The 23,742-nt window shown below is 51.3% G+C and carries 30 protein-coding genes, 5 pseudogenes and 1 riboswitch; of the genes and pseudogenes, 28 read left to right on the top strand and 7 right to left on the bottom strand.

Translation table 11 applies throughout. The features are described 5' to 3' along the window. Together QSJ10_RS13290 and QSJ10_RS13285 are read left to right on the top strand one after the other, a co-directional pair. Positions 1-954: an ABC transporter permease subunit gene (locus tag QSJ10_RS13290; RefSeq protein ID WP_033015204.1), complete on the top strand. Its 954-nt coding sequence runs from the start codon at positions 1-3 to the stop codon at positions 952-954. Between the two features lies 1 nt (position 955). After that, entirely contained in the window at positions 956-1,681 is a 726-nt protein-coding gene (locus QSJ10_RS13285) for an ABC transporter ATP-binding protein (protein WP_033015202.1), read from the top strand. A gap of 57 nt (positions 1,682-1,738) precedes the next feature. Here the strand turns inward: QSJ10_RS13285 and QSJ10_RS13280 are convergent, their stop codons facing one another. Further along, positions 1,739-2,008, bottom strand: coding sequence for a hypothetical protein (locus QSJ10_RS13280; RefSeq protein ID WP_033015200.1), 270 nt, complete (start codon positions 2,006-2,008; stop codon positions 1,739-1,741). A 188-nt stretch (positions 2,009-2,196) separates the two neighbouring features. Here QSJ10_RS13280 and QSJ10_RS13275 point away from each other — a divergent pair. Continuing rightward, a pseudogene (locus QSJ10_RS13275) lies at positions 2,197-2,703 on the top strand (DUF6444 domain-containing protein); the annotation flags it as partial. An 87-nt stretch (positions 2,704-2,790) separates the two neighbouring features. Here the strand turns inward: QSJ10_RS13275 and QSJ10_RS13270 are convergent. Further along, a pseudogene (locus QSJ10_RS13270) lies at positions 2,791-3,015 on the bottom strand (IS1634 family transposase); the annotation flags it as partial. A 148-nt stretch (positions 3,016-3,163) separates the two neighbouring features. On the opposite strand from QSJ10_RS13270, the gene QSJ10_RS13265 reads away from it, so the two are divergent. Next, positions 3,164-3,718 (top strand): DJ-1/PfpI family protein, encoded by a 555-nt coding sequence (locus QSJ10_RS13265; RefSeq protein WP_033016350.1) that lies wholly within the window; start codon positions 3,164-3,166, stop codon positions 3,716-3,718. 40 nt (positions 3,719-3,758) lie between these two features. Here QSJ10_RS13265 and QSJ10_RS13260 read toward each other — a convergent pair whose 3' ends face one another. After that, positions 3,759-4,211 (bottom strand): DMT family transporter, encoded by a 453-nt coding sequence (locus QSJ10_RS13260; protein WP_230581367.1) that lies wholly within the window; start codon positions 4,209-4,211, stop codon positions 3,759-3,761. A gap of 523 nt (positions 4,212-4,734) precedes the next feature. Between QSJ10_RS13260 and ymaG (QSJ10_RS13255) the strand changes: the two genes are divergently transcribed. After that, on the top strand, positions 4,735-4,890 hold the full coding sequence (gene ymaG, locus QSJ10_RS13255) for an inner spore coat protein YmaG (RefSeq protein ID WP_162839636.1): 156 nt from the start codon (positions 4,735-4,737) through the stop codon (positions 4,888-4,890). Positions 4,891-4,989: 99 nt separating this feature from the next. Then, a complete protein-coding gene (gene ymaG / locus QSJ10_RS13250) occupies positions 4,990-5,151 on the top strand; it encodes an inner spore coat protein YmaG (protein ID WP_162839637.1) in 162 nt (53 codons plus the stop codon). 215 nt (positions 5,152-5,366) lie between these two features. Here ymaG (QSJ10_RS13250) and QSJ10_RS13245 read toward each other — a convergent pair whose 3' ends face one another. Continuing rightward, entirely contained in the window at positions 5,367-5,702 is a 336-nt protein-coding gene (locus QSJ10_RS13245) for a spore coat protein (RefSeq protein ID WP_033010359.1), read from the bottom strand. Positions 5,703-5,732: 30 nt separating this feature from the next. Further along, positions 5,733-5,990 carry a hypothetical protein gene (locus QSJ10_RS13240; protein WP_033010361.1) on the bottom strand — a complete coding sequence of 86 codons (258 nt, stop codon included), beginning with the start codon at positions 5,988-5,990 and terminating at the stop codon, positions 5,733-5,735. A 164-nt stretch (positions 5,991-6,154) separates the two neighbouring features. Here QSJ10_RS13240 and QSJ10_RS13235 point away from each other — a divergent pair, with 164 nt between their 5' ends. Then, positions 6,155-7,072: a proline dehydrogenase family protein gene (locus QSJ10_RS13235; protein WP_033010362.1), complete on the top strand. Its 918-nt coding sequence runs from the start codon at positions 6,155-6,157 to the stop codon at positions 7,070-7,072. A 62-nt stretch (positions 7,073-7,134) separates the two neighbouring features. Here QSJ10_RS13235 and QSJ10_RS13230 read toward each other — a convergent pair whose 3' ends face one another. Beyond that, positions 7,135-7,284 carry a YuzL family protein gene (locus QSJ10_RS13230; protein WP_011232479.1) on the bottom strand — a complete coding sequence of 50 codons (150 nt, stop codon included), beginning with the start codon at positions 7,282-7,284 and terminating at the stop codon, positions 7,135-7,137. 184 nt (positions 7,285-7,468) lie between these two features. On the opposite strand from QSJ10_RS13230, the pseudogene QSJ10_RS13225 reads away from it, so the two are divergent. The 11 genes and pseudogenes from QSJ10_RS13225 to QSJ10_RS13180 all read left to right on the top strand — a co-directional run. Then, a pseudogene (locus QSJ10_RS13225) lies at positions 7,469-8,035 on the top strand (3-hydroxyacyl-CoA dehydrogenase family protein); the annotation flags it as partial. Beyond that, positions 8,029-8,199, top strand: a pseudogene (locus QSJ10_RS15600) (hypothetical protein); the annotation flags it as partial. The pseudogenes QSJ10_RS13225 and QSJ10_RS15600, both read left to right, overlap by 7 nt. 79 nt (positions 8,200-8,278) lie before the next feature. After that, positions 8,279-8,656 carry an arsenate reductase family protein gene (locus QSJ10_RS13220; RefSeq protein ID WP_053532279.1) on the top strand — a complete coding sequence of 126 codons (378 nt, stop codon included), beginning with the start codon at positions 8,279-8,281 and terminating at the stop codon, positions 8,654-8,656. Between the two features lie 93 nt (positions 8,657-8,749). Next, a complete protein-coding gene (gene gcvH, locus QSJ10_RS13215) occupies positions 8,750-9,133 on the top strand; it encodes a glycine cleavage system protein GcvH (RefSeq protein ID WP_033016348.1) in 384 nt (127 codons plus the stop codon). Between the two features lie 73 nt (positions 9,134-9,206). Then, a complete protein-coding gene (locus QSJ10_RS13210) occupies positions 9,207-9,347 on the top strand; it encodes a DUF2553 family protein (RefSeq protein ID WP_233205007.1) in 141 nt (46 codons plus the stop codon). Positions 9,348-9,518: 171 nt separating this feature from the next. Further along, positions 9,519-9,878: a ribonuclease M5 gene (locus QSJ10_RS13205; protein WP_033010412.1), complete on the top strand. Its 360-nt coding sequence runs from the start codon at positions 9,519-9,521 to the stop codon at positions 9,876-9,878. Continuing rightward, positions 9,875-10,189, top strand: coding sequence for a thioredoxin family protein (locus tag QSJ10_RS13200; RefSeq protein WP_094239171.1), 315 nt, complete (start codon positions 9,875-9,877; stop codon positions 10,187-10,189). Before QSJ10_RS13205 ends, QSJ10_RS13200 begins: the two co-directional genes overlap by 4 nt. A 153-nt stretch (positions 10,190-10,342) precedes the next feature. Next, positions 10,343-10,687, top strand: a complete 345-nt coding sequence (locus QSJ10_RS13195) for a hypothetical protein (RefSeq protein WP_033016346.1) — start codon at positions 10,343-10,345, stop codon at positions 10,685-10,687. A 73-nt stretch (positions 10,688-10,760) separates the two neighbouring features. Further along, positions 10,761-10,870, top strand: a riboswitch (SAM riboswitch). 88 nt (positions 10,871-10,958) lie between these two features. Further along, entirely contained in the window at positions 10,959-11,987 is a 1,029-nt protein-coding gene (locus QSJ10_RS13190) for a methionine ABC transporter ATP-binding protein (RefSeq protein ID WP_033016344.1), read from the top strand. Then, positions 11,977-12,645: a methionine ABC transporter permease gene (locus tag QSJ10_RS13185; protein ID WP_011232468.1), complete on the top strand. Its 669-nt coding sequence runs from the start codon at positions 11,977-11,979 to the stop codon at positions 12,643-12,645. The genes QSJ10_RS13190 and QSJ10_RS13185 overlap by 11 nt, the downstream gene beginning before the upstream one ends. A 15-nt stretch (positions 12,646-12,660) precedes the next feature. Beyond that, positions 12,661-13,512 (top strand): MetQ/NlpA family ABC transporter substrate-binding protein, encoded by an 852-nt coding sequence (locus QSJ10_RS13180; RefSeq protein ID WP_033016342.1) that lies wholly within the window; start codon positions 12,661-12,663, stop codon positions 13,510-13,512. Between the two features lie 105 nt (positions 13,513-13,617). On the opposite strand, the gene QSJ10_RS13175 is transcribed toward QSJ10_RS13180, so the two are convergent. Then, complete coding sequence (locus QSJ10_RS13175; protein ID WP_033010372.1) at positions 13,618-13,809, bottom strand: hypothetical protein; 192 nt, start codon at positions 13,807-13,809, stop codon at positions 13,618-13,620. A gap of 65 nt (positions 13,810-13,874) precedes the next feature. On the opposite strand from QSJ10_RS13175, the pseudogene QSJ10_RS13170 reads away from it, so the two are divergent. From QSJ10_RS13170 to QSJ10_RS13125, 10 genes and pseudogenes are all read left to right on the top strand, one after another. Continuing rightward, positions 13,875-14,271 (top strand): annotated as a pseudogene (locus QSJ10_RS13170) (carboxymuconolactone decarboxylase family protein). A 231-nt stretch (positions 14,272-14,502) separates the two neighbouring features. Continuing rightward, positions 14,503-15,282: a Fe-S cluster assembly ATPase SufC gene (sufC, locus tag QSJ10_RS13165; RefSeq protein ID WP_011232465.1), complete on the top strand. Its 780-nt coding sequence runs from the start codon at positions 14,503-14,505 to the stop codon at positions 15,280-15,282. 17 nt (positions 15,283-15,299) lie between these two features. Then, the gene (gene sufD, locus QSJ10_RS13160; protein WP_033016338.1) at positions 15,300-16,610 is read left to right on the top strand and encodes a Fe-S cluster assembly protein SufD; all 1,311 of its coding nucleotides are present in this window, start codon (positions 15,300-15,302) and stop codon (positions 16,608-16,610) included. Next, a complete protein-coding gene (locus QSJ10_RS13155; RefSeq protein WP_033016337.1) occupies positions 16,607-17,827 on the top strand; it encodes a cysteine desulfurase in 1,221 nt (406 codons plus the stop codon). Before sufD ends, QSJ10_RS13155 begins: the two co-directional genes overlap by 4 nt. Further along, on the top strand, positions 17,817-18,251 hold the full coding sequence (gene sufU, locus QSJ10_RS13150; RefSeq protein ID WP_015375744.1) for a Fe-S cluster assembly sulfur transfer protein SufU: 435 nt from the start codon (positions 17,817-17,819) through the stop codon (positions 18,249-18,251). Before QSJ10_RS13155 ends, sufU begins: the two co-directional genes overlap by 11 nt. Positions 18,252-18,273: 22 nt before the next feature. Then, the gene (gene sufB, locus QSJ10_RS13145) at positions 18,274-19,671 is read left to right on the top strand and encodes a Fe-S cluster assembly protein SufB (protein ID WP_053532278.1); all 1,398 of its coding nucleotides are present in this window, start codon (positions 18,274-18,276) and stop codon (positions 19,669-19,671) included. 305 nt (positions 19,672-19,976) lie between these two features. After that, the gene (locus QSJ10_RS13140) at positions 19,977-20,426 is read left to right on the top strand and encodes a hypothetical protein (protein ID WP_033016365.1); all 450 of its coding nucleotides are present in this window, start codon (positions 19,977-19,979) and stop codon (positions 20,424-20,426) included. Between the two features lie 125 nt (positions 20,427-20,551). Continuing rightward, positions 20,552-21,400, top strand: coding sequence for a DUF72 domain-containing protein (locus QSJ10_RS13135; protein ID WP_033016364.1), 849 nt, complete (start codon positions 20,552-20,554; stop codon positions 21,398-21,400). Between the two features lie 23 nt (positions 21,401-21,423). Next, positions 21,424-22,311 (top strand): sulfite exporter TauE/SafE family protein, encoded by an 888-nt coding sequence (locus QSJ10_RS13130; RefSeq protein WP_033016335.1) that lies wholly within the window; start codon positions 21,424-21,426, stop codon positions 22,309-22,311. 20 nt (positions 22,312-22,331) lie between these two features. Then, positions 22,332-23,714, top strand: a complete 1,383-nt coding sequence (locus QSJ10_RS13125) for a bifunctional metallophosphatase/5'-nucleotidase (protein ID WP_049624160.1) — start codon at positions 22,332-22,334, stop codon at positions 23,712-23,714. Positions 23,715-23,742: the final 28 nt, after the last annotated feature.

Raw genomic sequence — 23,742 nt, 5'->3', positions numbered from 1 at the left:
ATGAACATTCCGCTCATCTATTCAATGATTCGCTATGAGTTACGTATGTTATTGCGAAACAAATGGCTGTTCAATATGATTGTTTTATTTCTCGTTCTTTCTGGGCTTCTTTATGCTTACGGCATTCAATCCGTCCAGTCCGACCCTGTGGATGTTCAATATGGGCTGGACTCTGTGAACCAAAATATGAATACGTCCGGCGTCAATCCAGAATATTTTGGGCTGAAAAAAACCGTAGTCGATACAAGATCGACCGCTGAAATCGAAACCTCTTCATATACACGAGCAATTGCGATGTTAATGAACTTGTCTTTATGGCTTTTACCGGCCATATGTTTAATTCTTGGCACAAATTCTATTCTTGTGGATAAAGAAAGCGGTCGGTTTGCTTTATACAAAACATATGACGCTCCTTACGTTTACTATATGCTCAGCAAATTTCTCGCGCTTGTTTGTTCACTCACCATCGCTCTTGGCTTATCGTATGGAGTATTTGGGCTTGTTTTAGCAGCAAGTGGTCATTGGCGCGGAACGTCGATTTTTCAAACGTTCCTTTTGCTTAATGTATTGCTAATAGTTGTTTTTTCTGCTCTTTCGCTACTCATCGGCGCGATGAGTGTAACGAGAATGCAAGGACTATCGCTGACGTTATTGACATGGAGCTTTCTCGTCTTTATTTACGAATTCGTCATTTTTTCGGTCATCGATTTTATTCCATATTCTCTGAAGCTAAAAAGTTTGTTATTTTTTCTCTTGCTGAACCCTGTCGAAACGTTACGAGTATGGGCAATCGAGCAGCTAAATGCCAACTATATTTTCGGCCCGGAGTATTTAGTGTTAAAAACGTTTACCAAAACAGGAACGCTCAACATTGCAGCAATGACCGCCTTATTTGCAATGGCAGTGGTCGCGATTTTGCTATCTACGCATTTATTGAAAAGAAGGGAAGGATAAAATGGGCGGCTCCACTATTTTAACGATCGATGGTGTTTCCAAGTCATATAAAAACCGCTGCGTGCTGCATCCTGTTTATCTTCATATCGCTCGCGGAGAATGCGTGGTGCTATGCGGAGCAAACGGAGCAGGGAAAAGCACACTCATTAAATTAATTACTGGGATTGAACAACCTACTGCTGGAACGATTACTTTTGCAACGGAAAAGAAAAAACGATTTGCTTATATGCCTGATCATATGAACTTTCCAAAGGAATTGACCCCGCTTGAAATTATCAGCTATTACGGAAAGTTTTTAAATACAAGTATGGTAACGATTGAAGCAACGTTGAAAAAAGTTGGGTTATGGGAAGAACGACATCAAAAAGTTGGCTCTTTCTCTAAAGGGATGTGCCAACGCTTAAATCTCGCACAATGTTTACTTTCCGACGTTGATCTTTATATTTTCGATGAGCCAACGAACGGATTAGATCCGTATTGGGTGATTCAGTTTAAGCAACTTATTCGTGAGTTACGAAACAACGGAAAAACAATTCTTCTTAGCAGTCATATTATGCGTGATGTTGTCGAAATCGCCGACCGGATAGCAATTATGTTCCAAGGAGAAGTGAAAGCGTTCGGCACGTTGCCCGACATTTACCGAACGTATCGATGCCGCACTCTCGAGGACGTCTTTCTCTCCCTTCACGTAAACCCAAAAAACGCACCCTTTGTTACGCATGTGTAACAAAGGGGGTTCTTTTAGCGATGGTTTGTCTGAAACTTCTCCATCACCGCTTGTAGTTCATCGGTCAATTGCCGCATTTAACGCAAGTAAATTCGTCTGTTCGGCAATGTCCGATACCGCTTTCGCCATTTGCTCGATATTTAACGCATACGCCGTAAACTCGTTCGTCTCTTTTTCAATTAATGCCGTTGCCTCTGCGTTATCACGAATAAATTTTTCTTGTTGTTCAATCGCCTTTTGCCCATGACGAATCGCTTCTACCGCCATATGGCTATACTGGGCTGTTTGCGCGGTTCGGTCTGCCGTTTGCGCAAACGTTTCATCCATTTTTTCTATTAATAGTACGGCTTGTTGCAATTCTTCGGAAATATTTTGAGCACCAGACGATAGCTCGTTCGTCGATACAGCTACTTGACGGTTAATTGTAACTATTCAGCCACATCATAAAGTGAGCTGAATATTTTTTGTATTTCCTGTCTATGATGTGGATATTGATAGACAAGGAGGTGAATCGCATGTTGACGGTACAACAAGCTGTATTTACAGTTGAGAGCTTAATCGGCAAAGTTCAACAACAAAAACAGCTCATTCATCAACTCGTTCAAGAAAATGAACATTTGCGTCACGAAAACAAACAACTACGCAAAGAAAATGAACAACTGAAGTACCGTGTTCAAGAGCTGGAAGCACGCACGAAAAAAAACAGCTCCAATAGCCATTGGCCCCCATCTTCTGACCGTTTTGCCAACACACGTTCTTCTCGTCAACCATCTGGCAACAAGCCAGGCGGACAAGAAGGACATCAAGGAACGACGCTCCGTCAAGTGGAACATCCACATCATCGCATCGTCCACCATGTGCATACGTGTCAAGGATGTGGGGCTTCTTTGCGTGAAGTCAAACCGTTCAAAGTCGATATCCGTCAAGTGTTTGATGTCCCTCCTGTGACGATCGAGGTGACACAACATGAACGTGAAGTGACTCACATTTCGCACCCTAACAAGGTCAAAACAAAGGATTTTTTATTTAGTTTTTCAGAATAACTTTTTGATCAACACAACGAGCGATGGCAATCCTTTTTTTACCATCACTGGTCGTTCCGTATCACGTTACACGTAGATGCTCTCATCCATGCCCAATCCCTGCAGAATCCTTCGCTGATCAGGGGTAAGGGAGCGATCCAGTGAGCGTTGGATGCGCCCATCCGGCAGCTTGAACAGGACGACGTTCACATATTGAAACAGCTGAAAAATCGCCTGTCCCGTCGGCCGGGTCAGCTTGCGGCCTCCAGGACCCTTCAACGGGTGTTCTGGAGTAATAAACTGACGCACTCTCAAGGATTCATTCGACATCGGAACGAAAAAATCCTCCCGATTTTCGTCGAGAGGGTGCGAAATGTGAGTGATAAGCATTTTTCTTTTGCTTTTTTCATCTTTCGGTATGATAGAAATGTAAGTAAAAAGTAGGTAAGGAGGCAAGATCATGAGCAAAAAAGTATTGATTGTAACGGGAGATGCGGTAGAAGCGCTAGAAGTGTATTATCCATATTATCGTTTATTAGAAGAAGGATATGATGTAACGATTGCGGCGCCGAAGAAAAAGAAATTACAGACGGTTGTGCATGACTTTACTGGCTGGGATACATATGAGGAAAAACAAGCATACCTGATTGAGGCGCATGCGGCGTTTGCCGATATCGATCCAACGCAATACGACGCAATCGTCATTCCAGGAGGACGCGCACCAGAATACATTCGTCTTGATGCGGACCTTCAACGCATTGTTAGACATTTCTTTGAAGCGAATAAACCGATCGCTGCGATTTGCCATGCGTCCCTCATTTTCGAAACAATGCCAGATTTGTTGAAAGGCCGCAGCTTGACTGCTTACATCGCTTGCAAGCCAGGCGTGGAAGCACTAGGGGCAACGTATGTGTCTGACAGCACAGTACATGTCGACCAAAACCTCGTTTCTGCACATGCTTGGCCGGACTTGCCTGGTTTCATGCGCGAATTCATTCGCTTGCTTCAAAAATAATGATCAAATCCCCTCAAGGCAACTTGAGGGGATTTTTATTTCACACCACACCGGCGATTAACATCATCAAATCGCCGCGGTTATAGCTCGTTTGGAAAATCCACTGCAGATGTCCGTTGGTTAAAATAAACAATACGCTGACGAGCGAAAGGATAAAGCCAACCACATTGACAAACGTCATGCGTTCTTTTAACAGAAAATACGACAAGATCACGATAACGGCCGGATTCAACGCGTTCACAATCGCCGCATTCATCGGTGATGTATATTCCAATGCTCCGTAAAGAAGCAGGTTATAGCCAATAATGCCAAGAATACCGGTAATGCTTAATGGCAGCCAAAATTGCTTCATGATTTCTCCGTAGCGCGGCCGTTCCAAAAAATAGGAGATGGGAAGAAGGAATAAGAACGCGACACTCCAACGAATGAATGTGAGCCATAAAGGACCAATTTCTGCGACGACGTATTTCCGATTAAGTAATTGCCAGCCCAAAATAAGTTGGCCAACACTAAAAAGATTTTCTTTTTCATCTAATTTCTCTCCTGTCTCGTCTGCTAATATCCATTATTTTACTTAAATATACTTCGTGATGTGTGTAATATCCTCCTTAATGTTTATTTCACCGCTAACATTATTGCCAGGATCTCGTCAGTACTTTCTCTTTTTTGTCACTAAATCACAAAATTTGGCGATGAACCTTTTTGGGATATATTAGAAATAAAAGAAAATAATTTCCTTTAATGGGAATATCTTTTGGAAAGAAGCTTTCCCTTGCATTCACGGATCGATGATTTGGGAGAAATCGCCTTTTTTCACCAGCCTTCTGTATAAGTTGAAATTTTGTTTTACATCCAGTAGAGCGTCCACCGCATTCTATCAAAATGACTTGTTATGAAGGAAAACAGAATCGAACAATCGGAAAATCTTTATTGCAACTTATATAGGTACTGGCCTAAGCAACGGGCGTTTTTTCTGCATACAGTGGGACTAAAGCAAGTGGAAGGAGGGAAGCAAGATGAGCCATCTCCAAGCAGCGGATGAACGCATTTGGCGGCCGCACCCGTTTTTCTTCGGCGCTCCGTTTTTTGGCGGCTTTTTAGGCGGTTTGCTCGGGAGCGCATTAGTTCCGCTGTTTTTCTATCCGTTGTGGTATGTCCCCATTTGGTGGTGAGAAACCGGCAAGGGTTGGGCGGACGACCCACCCTCTTTTCTTGTTTGTTGCATATGAATACAGTGTAGCATTCTAGCTTTGGGGAAAGGAGAAGGAACGATGCCATTTCCAGGATTGTTGTTTGGCGCCCCATTTGTCGGCGGCTTCTTGGGCGGACTGCTCGGCGGCGCGTTAGCTCCGCGTCCGTTTTACCCGTATCCGCCGTATCCGCCGTATCTGCTGTATCCGCCGTATCCGCCGTATCCAGACTGGTGGGATTGATCGTCTATTCATGAAAGAATAAGCATCCCTGTGGAACAAGAAGGGGTGCTTATTCAATGATCTCGGTGTCGCGGATGCGGACGTCGGCTGTTTGCAGCATGTTCCACACGGATTCGGATGGCGCTGCCATCCCTTTCTCCCCTTTCTGCACCCGGTCTTCTTAACGGATTGAGAAAGAGGATGTCCTTTTGCTGTTCGGACATCCTCTTGCTTTGTTATTGCATGACATTCCCTTGATAAGGGAGCTGATTCGTATACCCTTGGAACTGCTGGTACATTTGCTGAAGCTTTTGCGGATCGGCGGCTTCAAGTTTGTACCAGCCTTTTTTGAACATCAAGTTATACAGTTCGCGCTGGCAGTTTTGTGTTTCTGTGAAAATGTTCATCATTTCTTGATATAACGGTTGGTTGCTCGCCTCATGCAAGTACACGCTGTATGCCGACGTCATGTATTTTTCTGTTGTCAACATGTCGTTCAAAAAATCGCGTTCGTTCATTTGCGGCGTTTTCGGCACTTGCGTCTCTGGATTTTGCACTTGTTTTTGGTTCATCGGGCGTCCCTCCCTCTAGAAATGTTCCTTTCACATCACCGGCGGCTGCGGCGGGTTTTGCAAATGACGCAAAATCATGTTGTAATGGCGCTGATGCATTTGCCCGGCGCGCTCGATCGCCTGCACCACCTCGGGGTCCCGGCATTGCGCGGCGAAAAAGTGCGCCTTTTTCGCCGCGAGCAAGTTCCACGACATCATATCGGAAAAATACATGGCGTCTTTTGATGACACCATTTGCGGCGGCTCGGGCATCGCGGTCTGCGGGTTCATTTGCGGTTGTTGCTGCATCGCGTTTCGCTCCTTTCATGGTTTGTTCGCTTGTAGATTGTGCAGTGAGTGGAAAATTATTCACATATAAAAGATAAACCGTGCGGAAAAAACATATTCAATCGGGCGGAAACATGGTACAATAAGGATGATGAATGCGTTTCCGTACAAGGAGGCTTGCAACAGTGGAACAGCTGATGCGCGACTTTTTTTTGTTCTTGTCCAAAAATAAGACGTTGACCCGGTTGGCGAAGCGATACGGCCTCCGCTTCGGCGCGTCAAGGTTTGTCGCCGGCGAAACGATTGAGGAAGCGGTGCATGTCATCCGCCGGCTGAACGAAAAAGGGCTGGCCGTGACGGTCGACTACTTGGGAGAGTTTGTCGATAACGAGCAAGAAGCGAACGAGATGGCGAACCATTGCCTAGAGGCGATCGACGCGATCAGCCGCGAGAAGCTGAATTCGCAACTGTCGCTGAAAATGACGTCGATGGGGCTTGACATTTCCGATGATCTTGTCATGCGCAACATGCGCCGCATTTTGGATGCGGCGAAAGAGCGCGGCGTGTTCGTGACGATCGACATGGAAGACTATTCACGCTGCCAAAAGACGCTCGACATTTTTAAAACGTTGAAAAAAGAGTACGATAACGTCGGAACGGTCCTGCAGGCGTATTTGTACCGGACGGAGCAAGACATTGAAGATCTGAAGCCGTACCGCCCGAACTTGCGGCTCGTCAAAGGGGCGTACAAAGAGCCGCCGGAAGTGGCGTTTCCAGACAAAAAAGATGTGGACGAAAACTTTAAAAAGATCATCAAGCAGCATATGCTAAACGGCAACTACACGGCGGTGGCGACGCATGACGACGCCATCATTGAATATACGAAGCAGCTCGTCAAGGAATACAATATCCCGAACAGTCAGTTTGAATTTCAAATGTTGTACGGCATTCGTCCGGAGCGCCAGGTCGAGCTGGCGCGCGAAGGGTATACGATGCGCGTGTACGTGCCGTACGGTACCGATTGGTACGGCTATTTTATGCGCCGGCTCGCCGAGCGCCCGGCCAACGTGGCGTTCGTCGTCAAAGGCATGTTCCGTAAGTGACGCCCATCGCCCGGCAGCGCGAAAGTCAAGCAGGCAAAAAGGGGACGGACGCCCTTAGGCGTTCAGTCCCCTTGCATGTTGTGCTTTTTGTACTGCTGATTTTGGCTCGTCCGCTTGCCGCCGCCGTCGGCTTCGACCGTCGGGCCGGCGTTTCCTTTCACGCTCGCCGCGCTGACGCCGCGTTCAGACGGATTTTTTTTCAGCCGGGCCATCGTCTTCACCTCCTGGTTGTTAGTATGGATTGAAAGAACGGCGGCGATGTGAAAAAAAATGTGCGCAAATATATTGAAAAAAATTACCAACATACTATATATTGAATATAGATAACGTTTTCATGGCTATTTTTTTACCAAAAAATGAATGATGATTCATTCAGTGATGTGAGGGGGAACCGAAATGGCAAAACGCATTCGGCGCGCTGCGGTGCTTGGGTTCGGCGTCATGGGTTCGGGCATTGCCGCCCATTTGGCGAACGTCGGCATTCCGACGCTGCTGTTGGATATCATGCCGCGGGAATTGACGAAAGAGGAAGAAGCAAAAGGTTGGACGCTCGAGCATAAACAAGTGCGCAACCGCCTCGCCAATCAGGCGCTGGAGCGGATGAAAAAGCAAAAGCCGGCGCCGCTGATGGCTCAAGACAATCTGGCGCTCATTGAAACCGGCAACTTTGAAGACGATTTCCATCGGCTGGCGGATGTTGATTGGATCATTGAAGTCGTCGTCGAAAACTTGGATGTCAAACGAAGCGTTTTCGCCCGCGTTGACGAGGTGCGGACGCCGGGGACGATCGTCAGCTCGAACACATCCGGCATCTCGATCGCCGCGATGGCGGAGGGGCGTTCGGATGATTTCAAAAAACACTTTTTAGGCACGCATTTCTTCAATCCGCCGCGCTATTTGAAGCTGCTTGAAATCATCCCGACGGAGCATACCGATCCGGATGTGGTCGCCTATATGAAATTGAGGCGCATGCGAAAGAAACGCTTGTCGCCGTCGAACAAGGTGACACGCTGCGGATGATGCTCGCCGCTCTCCGCCGGTTGACGCGCCATACGCCGATCAATGTGATCGCGAAAAAACGCGAGGCGGCTGCCGCCCTCATTGAAGCGGAACGGTATATTGTGTGATAATGGGAAGTGCCAGGCGTTTGCCTGGTGCTTCTTTTTCCATGAATTCCAAGCCGTCGAATGAAAGGGAGGAATGCGGATGGCGCTGACGCTCTACTGGTATCCAAAATGCGGAACGTGCCGGAGGGCGAAGCGTTGGCTCGATGAACACGGCATTGAGGTGCAAACGGTGCATTTGGTCGACGAGCCGCTGACGAAAGAACAGCTCGCCGACTTGCATCGAAAAAGCGGGCTGCCGCTCAAAAAATTTTTCAATACAAGCGGCATGAAATACCGCGAACTCGGATTGAAAGACAAGCTCGATGGCGCCTCGGAAGACGAGATGCTCACGTGGCTCGCCTCGGACGGCATGCTCGTCAAGCGGCCGATTTTAACGGACGGCGAGCGGGTCGTGGTCGGATTCCGCGAACAAGACTACGAATCGTGTTTTGCCGGGCGCGTTTCGACGGAAACATAAAAAATTTGGCCGAAATGAAATGAATTCAGTGAGTTTTGGCGAAAAATCGGTTATGATGAAAAAGAACACAACTTGCCGCACTGGAGGGATTTAATGAACACGCCGAAAGAACTCCGTTATTCGAAAGAGCATGAGTGGGTGCGCGTCGAAGGGGATAAAGTGCGCATCGGCATCACCGATTTCGCCCAATCGGAGCTGGGCGACATCGTGTTTGTCGAGCTGCCGGAAGTCGGCGCGGAACTGACAGCGAACGAGCCGTTCGGCAGCGTTGAGTCGGTGAAAACCGTCTCGGAATTGTATGCGCCGATCAGCGGCACGGTCGTCGAAGTGAACGAAGCGTTGAACGACAATCCGGAATATGTGAACGAATCACCGTATGAAAAAGCATGGATGATCGTTATTGAGCCGAAAGACTTAAGTGAAGTGGACAACTTGTTGACGGCCGAACAATACGAAGCGATGATCAACGAAGGATAAACGTTCCTGCAAAGTTCGCTTCGAACCGGGCCCCCTATACATACCGGAATGTGATGAAAAAGGGGTGCTCGTGATGGTGTTGCAAACGAAGCAACTGGATGTCACGGACCGGGTCACCGGCAAATGGAACGGCCGCACGATCGAACTGTACGAGGGAGGCGAGCTCATCGGCCGCCTTCCGCTTCCTGCGGCTGTAGCGTGGAAAAACGGATAAAGCGAACAAATGGGAAAATTTGAAAATGGGTCACCGCTACCGTTGAACCGGATCAAAAATATGTCGACTGCGACGGGGAGGCGGGCTGGTGTTAGGAGGCAACGGCGGATGGCCGTTGCTTTTCTGTTGCCATACAATATTGTATCCTCATTCACGTTAGGTGGGTCGGACATGCGACAGGTGGAAAAAGTGATTATTGTGGAAGGGCGGTCAGATAAGGAAAAAGTGGCGGCCGTGCTGAACGAGCCGGTTGTCATCATTTGCACGAACGGCACGATCAGCGATGCGCGCCTTGAGGAGCTGGCCGATGAACTCGAAGGGCGGGATGTGTACGTGCTCGCCGATGCCGACGAGGCGGGGGAAAAATTGCGCCGGCAGTTCCGCCGGGTGTTTCCGGAAGCAGGGCATATTTACATTGACCGGGCGTATCGCGAAGTGGCCGCCGCCCCGATCTGGCATTTGGCGCATGTGCTGCTGCGCGCCCATTTTGACGTCCGTATCGAATCGTTCATGAGAGGAAGAGGCGAGTGAACACAATCGGTCGAAACGATATTAAGCGAATGGTGGAAGGGGAGCCGCTTCTCGCTCTTTCGTTGTATACCCCACTGTGCGGCACGTGCCAGTTGGCGAGGCGCATGCTTGTTGTCCTAGAACAATTGTTTCCGGACATACCGTTTTGCGAAACGGACATCAACTACATCCCCGAGCAGGCGGCGGCGTGGAAAATTGAAAGCGTTCCGTGCTTGCTTCTTTTCGCCGGCGGAGAGATCATCGGCAAATGGTATGCGTTCCATTCGGTCCCTTATTTGTACGAAGCAATCCGCGCCCGTTTGCCGCGTTGACGATCCGCCATTTTTTGACGCCGTTTGACACATTTCATGGGAAATGACAAAAACGGCGTTGGTTCGCCACGGCGGCTGTCGAGATTTTTGTAAAGGATTCTCCCCCTTCGGCATGGAAATAAAAGGACAAAGGAGATGGGGGGAGGATGCTCAATGGAAATGTGCGAGTTGGTAGGACAGTTTATGGAACGGATGCAAACGTTGCGCCATTTGTTGCCGATTTTGCCGGATGAGCAGCTGTATGTTCGCTTTGAAAGCGAGGAAGAGACCGCCATGGTGGCGCTCGGCAAGGAGCTTACTGCCGGAAGGGAACCTGATGAACGGAACGTCTTGACGGTGCACGGCTCCAAAAAAGCACTTTGCTCGCTTTTAGACGGCGAGCTGAAGCTGCAGCAGCTCGTCCGGCTGCGCGAAGTGCATGTATCGGGAAGCTTTCGTCATCTGTTGCTGCTTGAGTCGCTCCTCCATTTGGCTAAGCCATATCGGCATGTTGGGTGAAATTTTTATTGACAATGTTCGACACAAGGTGATACAATCACAGTTGTAGTCAATCGAATAGGCGATTGTTGCGCTCTTATCAAGAGAGGTGGAGGGATGTGCCCAATGAAGCCCGGCAACCGTCAGCGCGTGCGCTGAAAAGGTGCCAATTCACACAAAGCGGCCTGCTTTGAGAGATAAGAGACGGAATGGTGCACAATACCTTTCTGTTCTCTGCGGGCAGAAAGGTTTTCTTTTTGCGCTCCGCCGCCTTGGGGAGGAAGGTGAAACGATGATTACACTCGAACATGTGACAAAGATCTATCAAGCGGCTAACGGCTCAGTCACGGCCGTCGACAATGTGTCGCTTGAGATTCGCGAAGGGGAAATTTTCGGCATTATCGGCTACAGCGGCGCGGGGAAAAGTACGCTCATCCGCTTGCTCAATGGGCTCGAGAAGCCGACGGGCGGCCGGGTGGTCGTCGCCGGCCGCGACATGGGGCGCATCAAAGGGCGGGAGCTGCGCAAGGCGCGTCAAGAGATCGGGATGATTTTCCAACATTTCAACTTGCTTTGGTCGCGCACAGTGCGGGAAAACATTGCGTTTCCGCTCGAGATTGCGGGTGTTCCGAAAGCGGAGCGGCAAAAACGGGTCGATGAATTGATCGAGCTCGTCGGGCTCACGGGGCGGGAAGAGGCGTATCCGTCGCAGTTGAGCGGCGGGCAAAAGCAGCGTGTCGGCATTGCCCGGGCGCTCGCCAACAACCCGAAAGTGCTGCTTTGCGACGAGGCGACATCGGCGTTGGACCCGCAGACGACCGATGCGATTTTGGACTTGCTCGTTGACATCAACAAGCGGCTCGGGCTGACGATCGTGCTGATCACCCATGAAATGCACGTCATCCGCAAAATTTGCGACCGCGTCGCCGTGATGGAAAACGGCAAAATCGTTGAGCAAGGCGACGTGTTGCACGTGTTCCGCAACCCGCAGCAGCCGATCACGAAGCGGTTCGTCAAGCAGCTCGTCGAGCCGGAAGAGACGGAAGAGGCGATTTCCCATTTGTTTGGCCAATACCCGAGCGGGCTGATCGCGCAGCTGACGTTTGTCGGCGCGGCGGCCGGCCAGCCGCTCATCAGCCAGGTCGTGCGGCAATTTGCCGTCGATATGAATATTTTGCAAGGGAAAATTTCGCAAACCCATCAAGGCGCTTATGGGGTGCTGTTTGTGCACATCAATGGGGCGGCGGATGAAATTGACCGGGCGCTTGGCTACATTCAAAGCCAGCAGGTGGCGGTGGAGGTGATTCACGATGCTCGCTAACCTCCTGCCGAACGTCCAATGGGAGACGATGTGGGCGGCGACGGTCGAGACGCTGTATATGACGGGAGTGGCGGTGGCGGCCACTTTCGTTCTCGGAATCGTTCTTGGCTTGCTTCTATTTTTGACAGCGAAGGGCAACCTATGGGAAAACCGGTTTGTCAATACCGTGATTGCGGCGTTTGTGAACATTTTCCGCTCCATTCCGTTTATTATTTTGATCATTTTGCTCATTCCGTTTACCACCTGGCTTGTTGGGACGATGCTTGGCGCCAATGCGGCGCTGCCGGCTTTGGTCATTGGGGCCGCGCCGTTTTACGCCCGCATGGTGGAGATTGCCCTTCGCGAAATTGATAAAGGCGTCATCGAAGCAGCCCAAGCGATGGGCGCCTCAACGTGGACGATCATTTGGAAAGTGCTGCTGCCGGAGTCATTGCCGGCGCTTGTCTCCGGCATTACGGTGACGGCGGTGTCGCTCGTCAGCTATACAGCGATGGCTGGAGCCATCGGCGCCGGCGGGCTTGGGAACTTGGCGTATTTGGAAGGGTTCCAGCGCAACCATAACGATGTGACATTTGTCGCAACCGTATTGGTGTTGGTCATTGTATTTATCATTCAGCTGATCGGTGACTTTGTCACTTCGAAAATCGATAAACGATAAAGGGGGAAACAACTGATGAAGAAATGGTTGGGTATGTTGCTCGCCGCCATTCTCGTGCTCGCTTTGGCGGCATGCGGCGGCAACAATAACGACAACGCGGAAGGCGGCAAAGACGGCAAATTGGTGAAGTTGAAAGTCGGTGCGTCGAACGTGCCGCATGCGGAAATTTTGGAAAAAGCGAAACCGATTTTGAAGAAAAAAGGCATCGACTTGGAGATCATTACGTTCCAAGATTACATCTTGCCGAACAAAGCGCTGGCTGAGAAGCAAATCGACGCCAACTATTTCCAACACATTCCGTATTTGGAATCGCAAAAGAAAGAGTACGGCTATGATTTCGTCAACGCCGGCGGCATTCATATCGAGCCGATCGGCTTATACTCGAAAAAATACAAAAGCATTGAAGAACTGCCGGACGGCGCGACGATCATCATGAGCAACTCGGTCGCCGACCATGGACGCATTTTGTCGATGCTGCAAGAAAAGGGGCTCATTAAGCTGAAACCGGGCATCGATAAAACGAAAGCGACGGTCAACGACATCGTCGAAAACCCGAAACATTTGAAATTTAAAGCGGACGTCGATGCTGGACTTCTGCCGCAAATTTACAAAAACGGCGAAGGCGATGCGGTTTTGATCAACGCCAACTATGCGCTTGACGCCGGTTTGGACCCGGCGAAAGACCCGATCGCCGTGGAGTCGCCGAAAAACAATCCGTATGTGAACATTGTGGCGGTGCGCAAAGGCGATGAAAACCGGAAAGAAATCAAAACGCTTGTCGAAGTGCTGCAATCGAAAGAAATCCAAGATTTCATCAAAGAAAAATACCACGGCGCCGTCATTCCAGCGGCGACAAACAATCAATAACGGAAGCGAATCGCTTCCGTTATTTTTTGCACAAAAAAGAGCCGCCCGAAAGTTCAAAACCGTTTTGGATGGAGAGACGCCGCGGCCGGTCTGTTTTCCCGCGCTTCATCGGTTGTTCAAACGCGCCAGTACGGCGGCGAGCATGACGATGATGACGCAGTTTTGCAGGGCGACCACTGTCGTTAAACTGAAGATGACGTCCCCGTGTTCACCGAGAATGCTGCCGATGATGATCCATGCCAAAAACGAAGCGAAAGCGGCGGTTAAGGCAAAGACAACCCAACGAATCAATGGCATTGCCCCCTTTCCTATGATGATGGGAGTGGAACAGAACCATTCGTTTTCATCATGACATTCCGTCGATGTTGGCGAAACGGTGGTGTTTCCACACCCTTTCAATACCATTCGTTTATGCATCGGTCGAATCCTCCCTTCACCGCTACAAAGAAGGGATAGGGGCGTTCACCCAAAAAACTTCCGAACGTAGCCGAGCGGTTTAACGCGTTTACGGAAGCGTGCTTTGCCGAGGGAGCGCTGTCGAAAAAAGAAAAACAATTGATCGCCCTTGGCATCAGCCTGGCGACGCAAGATGAGTATTGCACGATTTACCATGCGAAAGGCTGCCTTGATGAAGGAGCGTCGGAACAGGAAATTTTGGAAGTATACGCGGTGGCGGCCGCGTTTGGCGGCGGGGCGGCGATGAGCCAAGCGGTGACGCTTGTGCAAGAATGCCTCCGCGAGCTGCGGGCGGCTCACTAGACTCCGGAAAAAACGGGGTCTTTTTTTGCAAAAACTCGTACAAGCTTGCGGTTTTCGTGTAAAATAGTAAAAGGCGCTGTTTTTTCACACGGTCACAGTGAAAACAGAGCGGGAAAGTTGCACGTAGTTTTCATTTGTTATAAAATGATAATGAGAATAAAATGAGAATGAACGATCGCTAGAAGACAAGCGAGTGAATTGACTTTCAATTGAGAATTGGAGGTATGCTGCATGGCGGTATTGACGATTCGCAATCTCCACGTCGCCGTGGAGGGAAAAGAAATTTTAAAAGGAGTGGACTTGGAAGTCAAAGGCGGGGAAATCCACGCCATCATGGGTCCGAACGGAACGGGGAAGTCGACGCTGGCATCGGCCATTATGGGCCATCCAAAATATGAAGTGACAGAAGGATCGGTGACGCTCGACGGCCAGGATGTCCTTGAGATGGAAGTCGACGAACGGGCGCGCGCCGGCCTGTTTTTGGCGATGCAATACCCAAGCGAAATCAGTGGAGTGACGAACGCCGACTTTTTGCGCGCGGCGATCAACGCCCGGCTTGGCGAAGGCAACGAAATTTCGCTCATGAAATTCATCCGCAAGCTCGATGAAAAAATGGCGTTTCTCGAAATGAACCCGGATATGGCGCACCGTTACTTGAACGAAGGATTCTCGGGCGGGGAGAAAAAGCGAAATGAAATTTTGCAGCTGATGATGCTTGAGCCGAAAATCGCCATTTTAGACGAGATCGACTCCGGCCTCGATATCGACGCGCTCAAAATCGTCGCCAAAGGTGTCAACGAAATGCGCAGCAGCGAGTTCGGCTGTTTGATCATCACCCACTACCAGCGGCTGCTCAACTACATCACCCCGGATTATGTGCATGTCATGATGCAAGGGCGCATCGTCAAGTCCGGCGGTCCGGAGCTGGCGCAGCGGCTTGAGGCGGAAGGGTACGACTGGATCAAAAAAGAACTCGGCATCGAAGACGAAACGGTCGGACAAGAAGCGTAAGCGTTAGGAGGAGGACTATGGCGACAGAAACGAAAATCCCATTCGATGAAACCTACATCCGCACGTTCTCAAGCGGACGCGGCGAACCGGGCTGGCTGACCGAGCGGCGCCTTGAGGCGCTTCGGTTGGCGGAGCGGCTGCCGCTTCCGAAACCGGAGAAAACGAAAATCGACAATTGGAACTTCACTGGCTTCTCACGCCATGCCGTTGACAGTGCGCCATATGCCGGCCTCGATGACTTGCCTGAAGCGGTCAAGGCGCTCATGCAAGCCGGCGAAGGAACGAAAAATTTGTACGTGCAGCGCAACCATACGCCGGCGTATGTGTCGCTGTCCGATGAGTTGAAGGAGAAGGGCGTCATTTTCACCGACATCTTCACCGCAGCGCGCGAGCATGGCGACTTGCTGAAAAACTATTTGATGACGGCGGTCAAGCCGGATGAGCACCGCCTTGCCGCGCTCCATGCGGCGCTGCTCAACGGCGGTGTGTTTGTCTATGTCCCGAAAAATGTGGAGATTGAAACGCCGCTTCAGGCGGTCTATATTCAAGACGAAGACGACATCGCCTTGTTTAACCATGTCATCGTCGTGGCGGAAGACAACAGCCGCGTCGTGTTTGTCGAAAATTATATATCAACAAGCCGCGAAGGAAACGCGGTCGTTAATGTGGTCGCCGAGGTGTTTGCTCAAGCGAACGCAAGCGTCTTTTTCGCCGCTGTCGACCATTTGGCCAAAGGCACCACGACGTATGTCAATCGGCGCGGCATCGCCGGGCGCGATGGACGGATCGAATGGGCGCTCGGGCTGATGAATGACGGCAATACGGTCTCCGAGAACATCACCCGCCTTGTCGGCGACGGCTCGTTCGGCGATACGAAAACGGTCGCGGTCAGCCGCGGCGAGCAAGTGCAAAACTTTACGACGAGCGTCATTCATTACGGAAAGCATACAGAAGGCCACATTTTAAAACACGGCGTCGTCCGCGACAGCGCGACCTCGATTTTCAACGGCATCGGGAAAATTGAGCACGGTGCGTCAAAATCAAACGCCGAGCAGGAGTCGCGCGTCTTGATGTTGAGCGAAAAAGCGCGCGGCGATGCGAACCCGATTTTGTTGATTGACGAGGACGACGTCATGGCCGGCCACGCCGCTTCTGTCGGGCGCGTTGACCCGATCCAATTGTATTACTTAATGAGCCGCGGCATTCCGAGACGCGACGCGGAACGGCTCATCATCCACGGCTTTTTGGCGCCGGTTGTCGAGGCGATTCCCCTTGAAGGCGTGAAAAACCAATTAATTGAAGTGATTGAAAGGAAAGTTCAATCATGAATGTGAACGACATTCGCGCGTTGTTTCCGATTTTGCATCAGCAAGTGAACGGCCATCCGCTCGTTTATTTCGACAGCGCGGCGACATCGCAAAAGCCGCTGCCGGTGATTGAGGCGCTTGACCGCTATTACCGCGAGTACAACTCGAACGTCCACCGCGGCGTCCATACGCTCGGGACGAAGGCGACCGATGCGTACGAAGGCGCGCGCGAAAAAGTGCGGCGGTTTTTAAACGCCCAATCGGCGCAGGAAATCATCTTTACGCGTGGCACGACGGCATCGCTTAATTTGGTCGCCTCCAGCTACGGGCGCGCCAACGTCAAAGAAGGCGATGAGATCGTCATCACGTACATGGAGCATCACAGCAACTTGATTCCGTGGCAGCAGCTGGCGAAGCAAACGGGGGCGACGTTAAAATACATTCCAATGCAGGAAGACGGCACGATCGATCTGCGCGATGTCGAGGCGACCGTCACCGAAGCAGCGAAGATTGTCGCCATTGCTCATGTATCGAACGTGCTTGGGACGATCAACCCGGTGCGGGAGATCGCCCGCATCGCCCATAAGCGCGGCGCGGTCGTCGTCGTCGATGCGGCGCAAAGCGCTCCGCATATGAAGGTCGATGTTCAGGAACTTGATTGCGATTTTCTCGCCCTTTCCGGCCATAAAATGTGCGGGCCGACGGGAATCGGCGTATTATATGGCAAAAAGAAATGGCTTGAGCAGATGGAGCCGGTCGAGTTCGGCGGCGAAATGATCGATTTTGTTGAGCTGTACGACTCGACGTGGAAAGAGCTGCCGTGGAAGTTTGAAGGAGGCACGCCGATCATCGCCGGGGCGATTGGCCTTGGGGCGGCGATCGATTTCCTTGAACAAGTCGGCTTGGACGCCATCGCCGCCCATGAGCACGAGCTGGCGCAATACGCACTCGAACGGCTGGCTGGCATCGACGGCGTCACGGTATATGGCCCGAAAGAACGGGCGGGGCTTGTGACGTTTAACATCGACGGGGTGCATCCGCACGATGTGGCGACGGTTCTTGACGCCGAAGGGATCGCCATCCGCGCCGGCCACCATTGCGCCCAGCCGCTCATGAAATGGCTCGGCGTGACGGCGACCGCCCGGGCGAGCTTTTACCTTTACAATACGAAAGAGGAAATCGACCGGTTCATCGCCGCATTACAGAAAGCGAAGGAGTACTTCAGCCATGTCTTCTAACCATCCGTTGGATCAGCTTTACCGCCAAGTCATTATGGATCATTATAAAAACCCGCGAAACCGCGGGGTGCTTGAAGGAACGAACGTCGATGTCAACATGAACAACCCGACGTGCGGCGACCGCATCCACTTGACGATGAAAGTCGAAGACGGAAAAGTCGCCGACGTCAAATTTGAAGGCGAAGGCTGTTCGATTTCAATGTCGTCGGCGTCGATGATGACGCAGGCGATCAAAGGAAAAACGGTGGAGGAAGCGCTTCGGCTCGCCCACATTTTTTCCGATATGATCCAAGGGAAAGAGTACGACGATTCCGTCGACCTTGGCGACATCGAGGCGCTCCAAGGCGTTTCCAAGTTTCCGGCCCGCATCAAATGTGCGACGCTCGCGTGGAAAGCGCTCGAAAAAGGACTGCATCACCACTAAGTCTAAAGGAAGGTGAACCGAGATGGCGAAAAAAGCCCCGGAAATTGGTGAATACAAGTACGGCTTCGTCGATAAAGACGTCTCCGTCTTCCGCGCCCAGCGCGGCCTGACGCGTGAAGTCGTCGAAGAAATTTCGCGGATGAAAAACGAGCCGCAATGGATGCTCGAGTTCCGCTTAAAAGCGCTCGACATCTTCTACAGCAAACCGATGCCGCAATGGGGCGGCGACTTATCAAGCCTCGATTTCGATGAAATTACGTACTACGTCAAACCGACGGAAAAATCGGGCCGTTCGTGGGATGAGGTGCCGGCGGAGATCAAAGAGACGTTCGATAAATTAGGGATTCCAGAGGCGGAACAAAAATATTTGGCCGGCGTCTCGGCGCAATACGAATCGGAAGTCGTCTACCACAACATGAAAGAAGACCTCGAAAAACTCGGTGTCATCTTTAAAGACACCGACTCGGCGCTGAAGGAGAACGAAGACTTGTTCCGCGAGTATTTCGCCAAAGTCGTGCCGCCGACAGACAACAAATTTGCGGCCTTGAACTCGGCCGTCTGGTCGGGCGGTTCGTTCATCTACGTCCCGAAAGGCGTCAAAGTCGATACGCCGCTTCAGGCGTACTTCCGCATCAACTCGGAAAACATGGGGCAGTTTGAACGGACGCTCATCATCGTGGACGAAGGGGCGCACGTCCATTACGTCGAAGGCTGTACAGCGCCGATTTACACGACGAACTCGCTTCATAGCGCGGTTGTTGAGATCATCGTCAAAAAAGGCGCCTACTGCCGCTACACGACGATCCAAAACTGGGCGAACAACGTCTTCAACTTGGTGACGAAGCGCGCCGTCTGCGAAGAAAACGCGACGATGGAATGGATCGACGGCAACATCGGCTCGAAGCTGACGATGAAATACCCGGCCGTCATCTTAAAAGGCGAAGGGGCGCGCGGCTTGACGCTGTCGATCGCCATCGCAGGCAAAGGGCAACATCAAGACGCCGGGGCGAAAATGATCCATTTGGCCCCGAATACGTCATCGACGATCGTCTCGAAGTCGATCTCCAAACAAGGCGGCAAGGTGACGTATCGCGGCATGGTCCATTTCGGCCGCAAAGCGTCCGGCTCGCGCTCGAACATCGAATGCGATACGCTCATTCTCGACAATCAGTCGACATCGGACACGATTCCGTACAACGAAATTTTAAACGACAACATCTCGCTTGAGCACGAAGCGAAAGTGTCGAAAGTGTCGGAAGAGCAGCTGTTCTACTTGATGAGCCGCGGCATTTCCGAGCAGGAAGCGACGGAAATGATCGTCATGGGCTTCATTGAGCCGTTTACAAGAGAGCTGCCGATGGAATACGCGGTCGAGATGAACCGCTTGATCAAGTTCGAGATGGAAGGAAGCATTGGATAATCTTGATCATATCAAGGGTACAGCGTTCAAACGAAGCGCTGCACCCATCATTTTTTTCAAGTGCCGCTGATCCCACTTCAGTGTCTCATCCTCAATGTTTTGAGTCACATGGAGTGGGTGTCAGCGGTCATTGTTATGCTGGCATGCTCTATCCGTGCTAAAAGCGTCCATAACGATGATCGTCCATTTCAGATTTGTGAAGGAATGGTTATTTATGAATATTTTGTTATGATCTATAATCGGATTGGTGATGTTTCATTATTTTGAAAATATAACGATGAAAAAGAGAGTGGAACGTGAAAGAGATGATAGGAATGTGGAAATTGATCAGAATGTTGAAGTTGCGAGATCTGGAGTTGTTTCGTTTAGATGACCAAGATGGTGAAACGGTTTGTATGTTATTGATTTTGGATTACAGGAGACCTAGTGTTCTCGATGATTTTCCCATTTTAAAGGGAATCGAGGATGAGGATTCATTTGAAGGCGCGGAGAATTATATCCACACGGTCATCATTTCAGAGAAAACATTAGAACAACATATGGTGGACCGAATCATTGAGGTCATCGAAGGGTTAGTTGAACATAAGCCCGATTGTGATAATAATCATTCGTTTTATATTACGAAGTTCCCTGATTATTTTGGGGTTGGCACACATTTAATCGAGTACATTCAACCGATCTTAGATAAGATGAATTTTGATATTGATCTCACCTATATCACGGATAAACATTTCAATTACTTGACGCAAGAATAACGTTGCTTGCCGCGTCGCAGGCCATTCCCCCTTAGAGCAACGTGCCAATAGTCGTTTTGATTTCATGGCCGACCTGCTTATGGTATAGTTAAAATATCTGAAAGCTGAATAAACTGGTGATGGCCATGATTTATATTGGACTGACCGGCTGGGGCGATCATGACAGTTTGTATCCGCCGGGCCTTGCTGCGAAGGACAAACTGCCGGAATATGCGGCCCATTTTCCGACGGTCGAGGTCGATTCGTACTTTTACGCCATTCAACCGCGGGCGAATGTGGAAAAATGGATTCGGGAAACGCCGCCGTCGTTTCAGTTTATCGTGAAGGCATACCAAGGAATGACCGGGCATGAGCGCGGCCCGATTCCGTATGAAAGCAAGGAAGCGATGTTTGCCGCGTTTCTGGAATCGATCGCGCCGTTTCAGGAAGCGGGGAAATTGGCGATGGTGCTGTTTCAGTTTCCGCCGTGGTTTGACTGTCGGCGCGAGCATGTGGCGTACTTGCGCTGGACAAAAGCGCGGATGGGGGAGGTGCCGGCGGCGCTCGAATTTCGGCACCAATCGTGGTTTTCGCCGCGCTTTTATGAAAAAACGCTTCACTTTATGGAAGAGGAAGGGTGGATTCACACAATTTGCGACGAGCCGCAGGCGGGGGAAGGGTCGGTGCCGACCGTTTTGCATCCGACCGACCGGGAAAAGACGCTCATCCGCCTGCACGGACGGAATGTTCACGGCTGGAACAAGGCGACGGCCGGCGAGAACTGGAGGGTGGTCCGCTATTTATACCGGTACAATGAGCGCGAGCTGCGCGAGTGGGTGCGCCATATAGAGGCATTAAAACAAAAAACGAAACAGATTTACGTGCTGTTTAACAACAACTCCGGCGGCGATGCCGCCGACAACGCCAAACAATTGATCGATTTGCTTGGCATTGAGTACACGGGCCTTGCGCCGCGGCAGCTTGGTTTGTTTTGAAGCGAGAAAGAGGGGGATGGAGGATGGCGTATGCGTTGCTTGTCTTGATCGGCTTTATCGCGGGGACGGTCGGCAGTTTGGCCGGCCTTGGCGGCGGGGTGATCATCGTGCCGTCGCTTCTGTTTTTCGGCGCGCTCGGCTGGCTGTCGGCGGTGACGCCGCAAGTGGCGGTCGGCACGTCGCTTGTCGTCATTATTTTCAATGGCTTATCGTCCACATTGTCGTATATGAAAGACAAAATGGTCGACTATCAAAGCGGCTTGCTCTTTTGCCTTGGCAGCGTTCCCGGGGCGGTCATCGGCGCTTGGGTGAACAATACGCTGAGCGCCGCTCATTTTTCATTGTATTTTGGGCTGTTTTTAATCGCCATGTCGCTCTTTTTGTCGCTGAGTCAAAAGAAAACGAAGCGTTCGGCTGACGAGACGGCGGCGGCGAAAGAAAACGGGGCCGAACGAACAGCGGCGGAGCAGGCGCGGCCGGCGCCATGGTGGCGACGGCGTGTTGTGCGAATGTACACGGACCGAAACGGCGAGGTGTTCACATACGGCTATCAACCGCTCATGGCGGTCGCCATCGCGTTTGTGGTCGGCTTTTTCGGCGGGTTGTTTGGCATTGGCGGCGGCTCGCTCATGGTGCCGGCGATGATCGTGCTGTTTCGCTTTCCGCCCCATGTGGCGGTGGCGACGTCGATGTTGATGATTTTTTTGTCCTCGCTCGTCGGTTCACTCACCCATGTCGCGATGGGAAATGTGCAATGGTCGTTTGCCCTTGCCCTCATTCCCGGCGTATGGATCGGCGCGAAAACCGGGGCGTGGATCAATAAGCGGATGCCAAGCCGGATGCTTGTCGTCGTGCTGCGGCTAGTGCTTGTACTGCTCGGGGCCCGGCTTGTATGGGAAAGTTTGGCGTAATGGAAGGAGGGGCGCGCGTTTTGAAGCAAACTATCTACATTTATCATACGAACGACGTGCACAGCCATTTTGAACATTGGCCGCAAATCGTCCGCTTTTTGTCGGAACGGAGACGGGAACATCGCGCTCGCAACGAGGCGATGCTGTTGTTTGACGTCGGCGATTTTCTCGATCGCGTGCACCCGATTACCGAGGCGACGCGTGGAAAAGCGAATGTGGACTTATTGAACGATCTTCACTATGATGCGGTGACGATCGGCAACAACGAAGGGATCACCCTTGATCATGATGAACTGGATACGTTGTACGAACAGGCTCGGTTTCCGGTCGTTGTCGCCAATTTGTTTCGCCGCGATGGCGTGCGGCCGCATTGGGCGCTTCCGTATGTCGTCATCCCGGCGACGGAGACGTTTCGCATTGGGGTGGTTGGCGCCACCGCTCCGTTTTCTCACTTTTACGAGCTGCTCGGCTGGAAGATCGTTCCGCCGTTTGACATGTTGGCAGCGGCGGTGGAGGAAGTGAGGCAAAAGGCCGATTGCGTCGTTGTGCTGTCTCATCTTGGGGTGAATGAAGATGAAAAAATCGCTGCAACGATTCCGGGCGTGGATATTGTGTTGGGCGCTCACACCCACCATGTGTTTCCAGAAGGTAAGGAAGTAAACGGTGCGCTTCTTTGCGCGGCTGGGAAATACGGACAATATGTCGGTGTCGTTAAGCTGGAAGTGGAAGGGCGACGTCTTGGGCGGGCGTCTGCGAAGGTGTTGGATGCTGGTGTGATGCCGTTTTCCGAAGAAGTGGCGTGCCGCCTTCGCTCCCTTGAACAGAAAAGTTTGGCGCGGCTTGAAGCGGAACAAGTCGCCGTGCTCCATGATGACTTGCCGCTTGACTGGTTCGCTCCGTCGCCGCTTGCCCGTTTGCTTGCGTCTGCGCTGCGCGAATGGTGCCAGGCGGACATCGGGATGGTGAACGCCGGGGTGCTGCTTGAACCGCTTGCGAGAGGACCGGTGACGAAAAAAGATTTGCATCGCATTTGCCCGCATCCGCTCAACCCGTGCAAGGTGAAGCTGCGCGGCGCGGAGCTCAAAGAGATTATCCTTGAGGCCAATACGGAACGGATGAAGCATTTTCGTTTTAAAGGGTTTGGCTTCCGCGGCGAAGTGATGGGGGAAATGGTGTACGACGGCGTCGAGATCGAAACGGAGCTGGAAGAAGACGGCGCCTGGCATATCCGCGCCATTCGAATCAACGGCGAGCCGCTCGAGCCGGAGCGCACCTATGACGTGGCGACGACCGACATGTTTGCCATTGGTCATTTTTATCCGCAAATTCAGCGGGCAGCGGAGAAAACGTACTATATGCCGGAGTTTTTGCGCGATCTTCTCGCCTGGAAATTGGCCCAATAGGCAGGCACTTCTTTTTCCATGCTTCATA

Origin of the sequence: Geobacillus stearothermophilus ATCC 12980 (assembly GCF_030369615.1) — a bacterium.
Lineage (GTDB): Bacteria > Bacillota > Bacilli > Bacillales > Anoxybacillaceae > Geobacillus > Geobacillus stearothermophilus.
Note: the sequence above shows the minus strand (reverse complement) of the source record. Positions and strands in the feature narration are given on the sequence as shown.

Excerpts from the sequence above, each read along its gene's own strand:
- QSJ10_RS13180 (WP_033016342.1), top strand. The coding sequence starts at position 12,661 with ATGAAGAAATGGTTGGGTATGTTGCTCGCCGCCATTCTCGTGCTCGCT.
- QSJ10_RS13140 (WP_033016365.1), top strand. The coding sequence starts at position 19,977 with ATGATAGGAATGTGGAAATTGATCAGAATGTTGAAGTTGCGAGATCTG.
- ymaG (WP_162839636.1), top strand. The coding sequence starts at position 4,735 with ATGAGCCATCTCCAAGCAGCGGATGAACGCATTTGGCGGCCGCACCCG.
- QSJ10_RS13290 (WP_033015204.1), top strand. The coding sequence starts at position 1 with ATGAACATTCCGCTCATCTATTCAATGATTCGCTATGAGTTACGTATG.
- QSJ10_RS13240 (WP_033010361.1), bottom strand. The coding sequence starts at position 5,990 with ATGCAGCAACAACCGCAAATGAACCCGCAGACCGCGATGCCCGAGCCG.
- QSJ10_RS13190 (WP_033016344.1), top strand. The coding sequence starts at position 10,959 with ATGATTACACTCGAACATGTGACAAAGATCTATCAAGCGGCTAACGGC.
- sufD (WP_033016338.1), top strand. The coding sequence starts at position 15,300 with ATGGCGACAGAAACGAAAATCCCATTCGATGAAACCTACATCCGCACG.
- sufU (WP_015375744.1), top strand. The coding sequence starts at position 17,817 with ATGTCTTCTAACCATCCGTTGGATCAGCTTTACCGCCAAGTCATTATG.
- ymaG (WP_162839637.1), top strand. The coding sequence starts at position 4,990 with ATGCCATTTCCAGGATTGTTGTTTGGCGCCCCATTTGTCGGCGGCTTC.
- QSJ10_RS13265 (WP_033016350.1), top strand. The coding sequence starts at position 3,164 with ATGAGCAAAAAAGTATTGATTGTAACGGGAGATGCGGTAGAAGCGCTA.
- gcvH (WP_033016348.1), top strand. The coding sequence starts at position 8,750 with ATGAACACGCCGAAAGAACTCCGTTATTCGAAAGAGCATGAGTGGGTG.
- QSJ10_RS13135 (WP_033016364.1), top strand. The coding sequence starts at position 20,552 with ATGATTTATATTGGACTGACCGGCTGGGGCGATCATGACAGTTTGTAT.
- QSJ10_RS13205 (WP_033010412.1), top strand. The coding sequence starts at position 9,519 with ATGCGACAGGTGGAAAAAGTGATTATTGTGGAAGGGCGGTCAGATAAG.
- QSJ10_RS13155 (WP_033016337.1), top strand. The coding sequence starts at position 16,607 with ATGAATGTGAACGACATTCGCGCGTTGTTTCCGATTTTGCATCAGCAA.
- QSJ10_RS13210 (WP_233205007.1), top strand. The coding sequence starts at position 9,207 with ATGGTGTTGCAAACGAAGCAACTGGATGTCACGGACCGGGTCACCGGC.
- QSJ10_RS13280 (WP_033015200.1), bottom strand. The coding sequence starts at position 2,008 with ATGGATGAAACGTTTGCGCAAACGGCAGACCGAACCGCGCAAACAGCC.
- QSJ10_RS13285 (WP_033015202.1), top strand. The coding sequence starts at position 956 with ATGGGCGGCTCCACTATTTTAACGATCGATGGTGTTTCCAAGTCATAT.
- QSJ10_RS13245 (WP_033010359.1), bottom strand. The coding sequence starts at position 5,702 with ATGAACCAAAAACAAGTGCAAAATCCAGAGACGCAAGTGCCGAAAACG.
- QSJ10_RS13230 (WP_011232479.1), bottom strand. The coding sequence starts at position 7,284 with ATGGCCCGGCTGAAAAAAAATCCGTCTGAACGCGGCGTCAGCGCGGCG.
- QSJ10_RS13130 (WP_033016335.1), top strand. The coding sequence starts at position 21,424 with ATGGCGTATGCGTTGCTTGTCTTGATCGGCTTTATCGCGGGGACGGTC.
- QSJ10_RS13185 (WP_011232468.1), top strand. The coding sequence starts at position 11,977 with ATGCTCGCTAACCTCCTGCCGAACGTCCAATGGGAGACGATGTGGGCG.
- QSJ10_RS13195 (WP_033016346.1), top strand. The coding sequence starts at position 10,343 with ATGGAAATGTGCGAGTTGGTAGGACAGTTTATGGAACGGATGCAAACG.
- QSJ10_RS13175 (WP_033010372.1), bottom strand. The coding sequence starts at position 13,809 with ATGCCATTGATTCGTTGGGTTGTCTTTGCCTTAACCGCCGCTTTCGCT.
- sufC (WP_011232465.1), top strand. The coding sequence starts at position 14,503 with ATGGCGGTATTGACGATTCGCAATCTCCACGTCGCCGTGGAGGGAAAA.
- sufB (WP_053532278.1), top strand. The coding sequence starts at position 18,274 with ATGGCGAAAAAAGCCCCGGAAATTGGTGAATACAAGTACGGCTTCGTC.
- QSJ10_RS13220 (WP_053532279.1), top strand. The coding sequence starts at position 8,279 with ATGGCGCTGACGCTCTACTGGTATCCAAAATGCGGAACGTGCCGGAGG.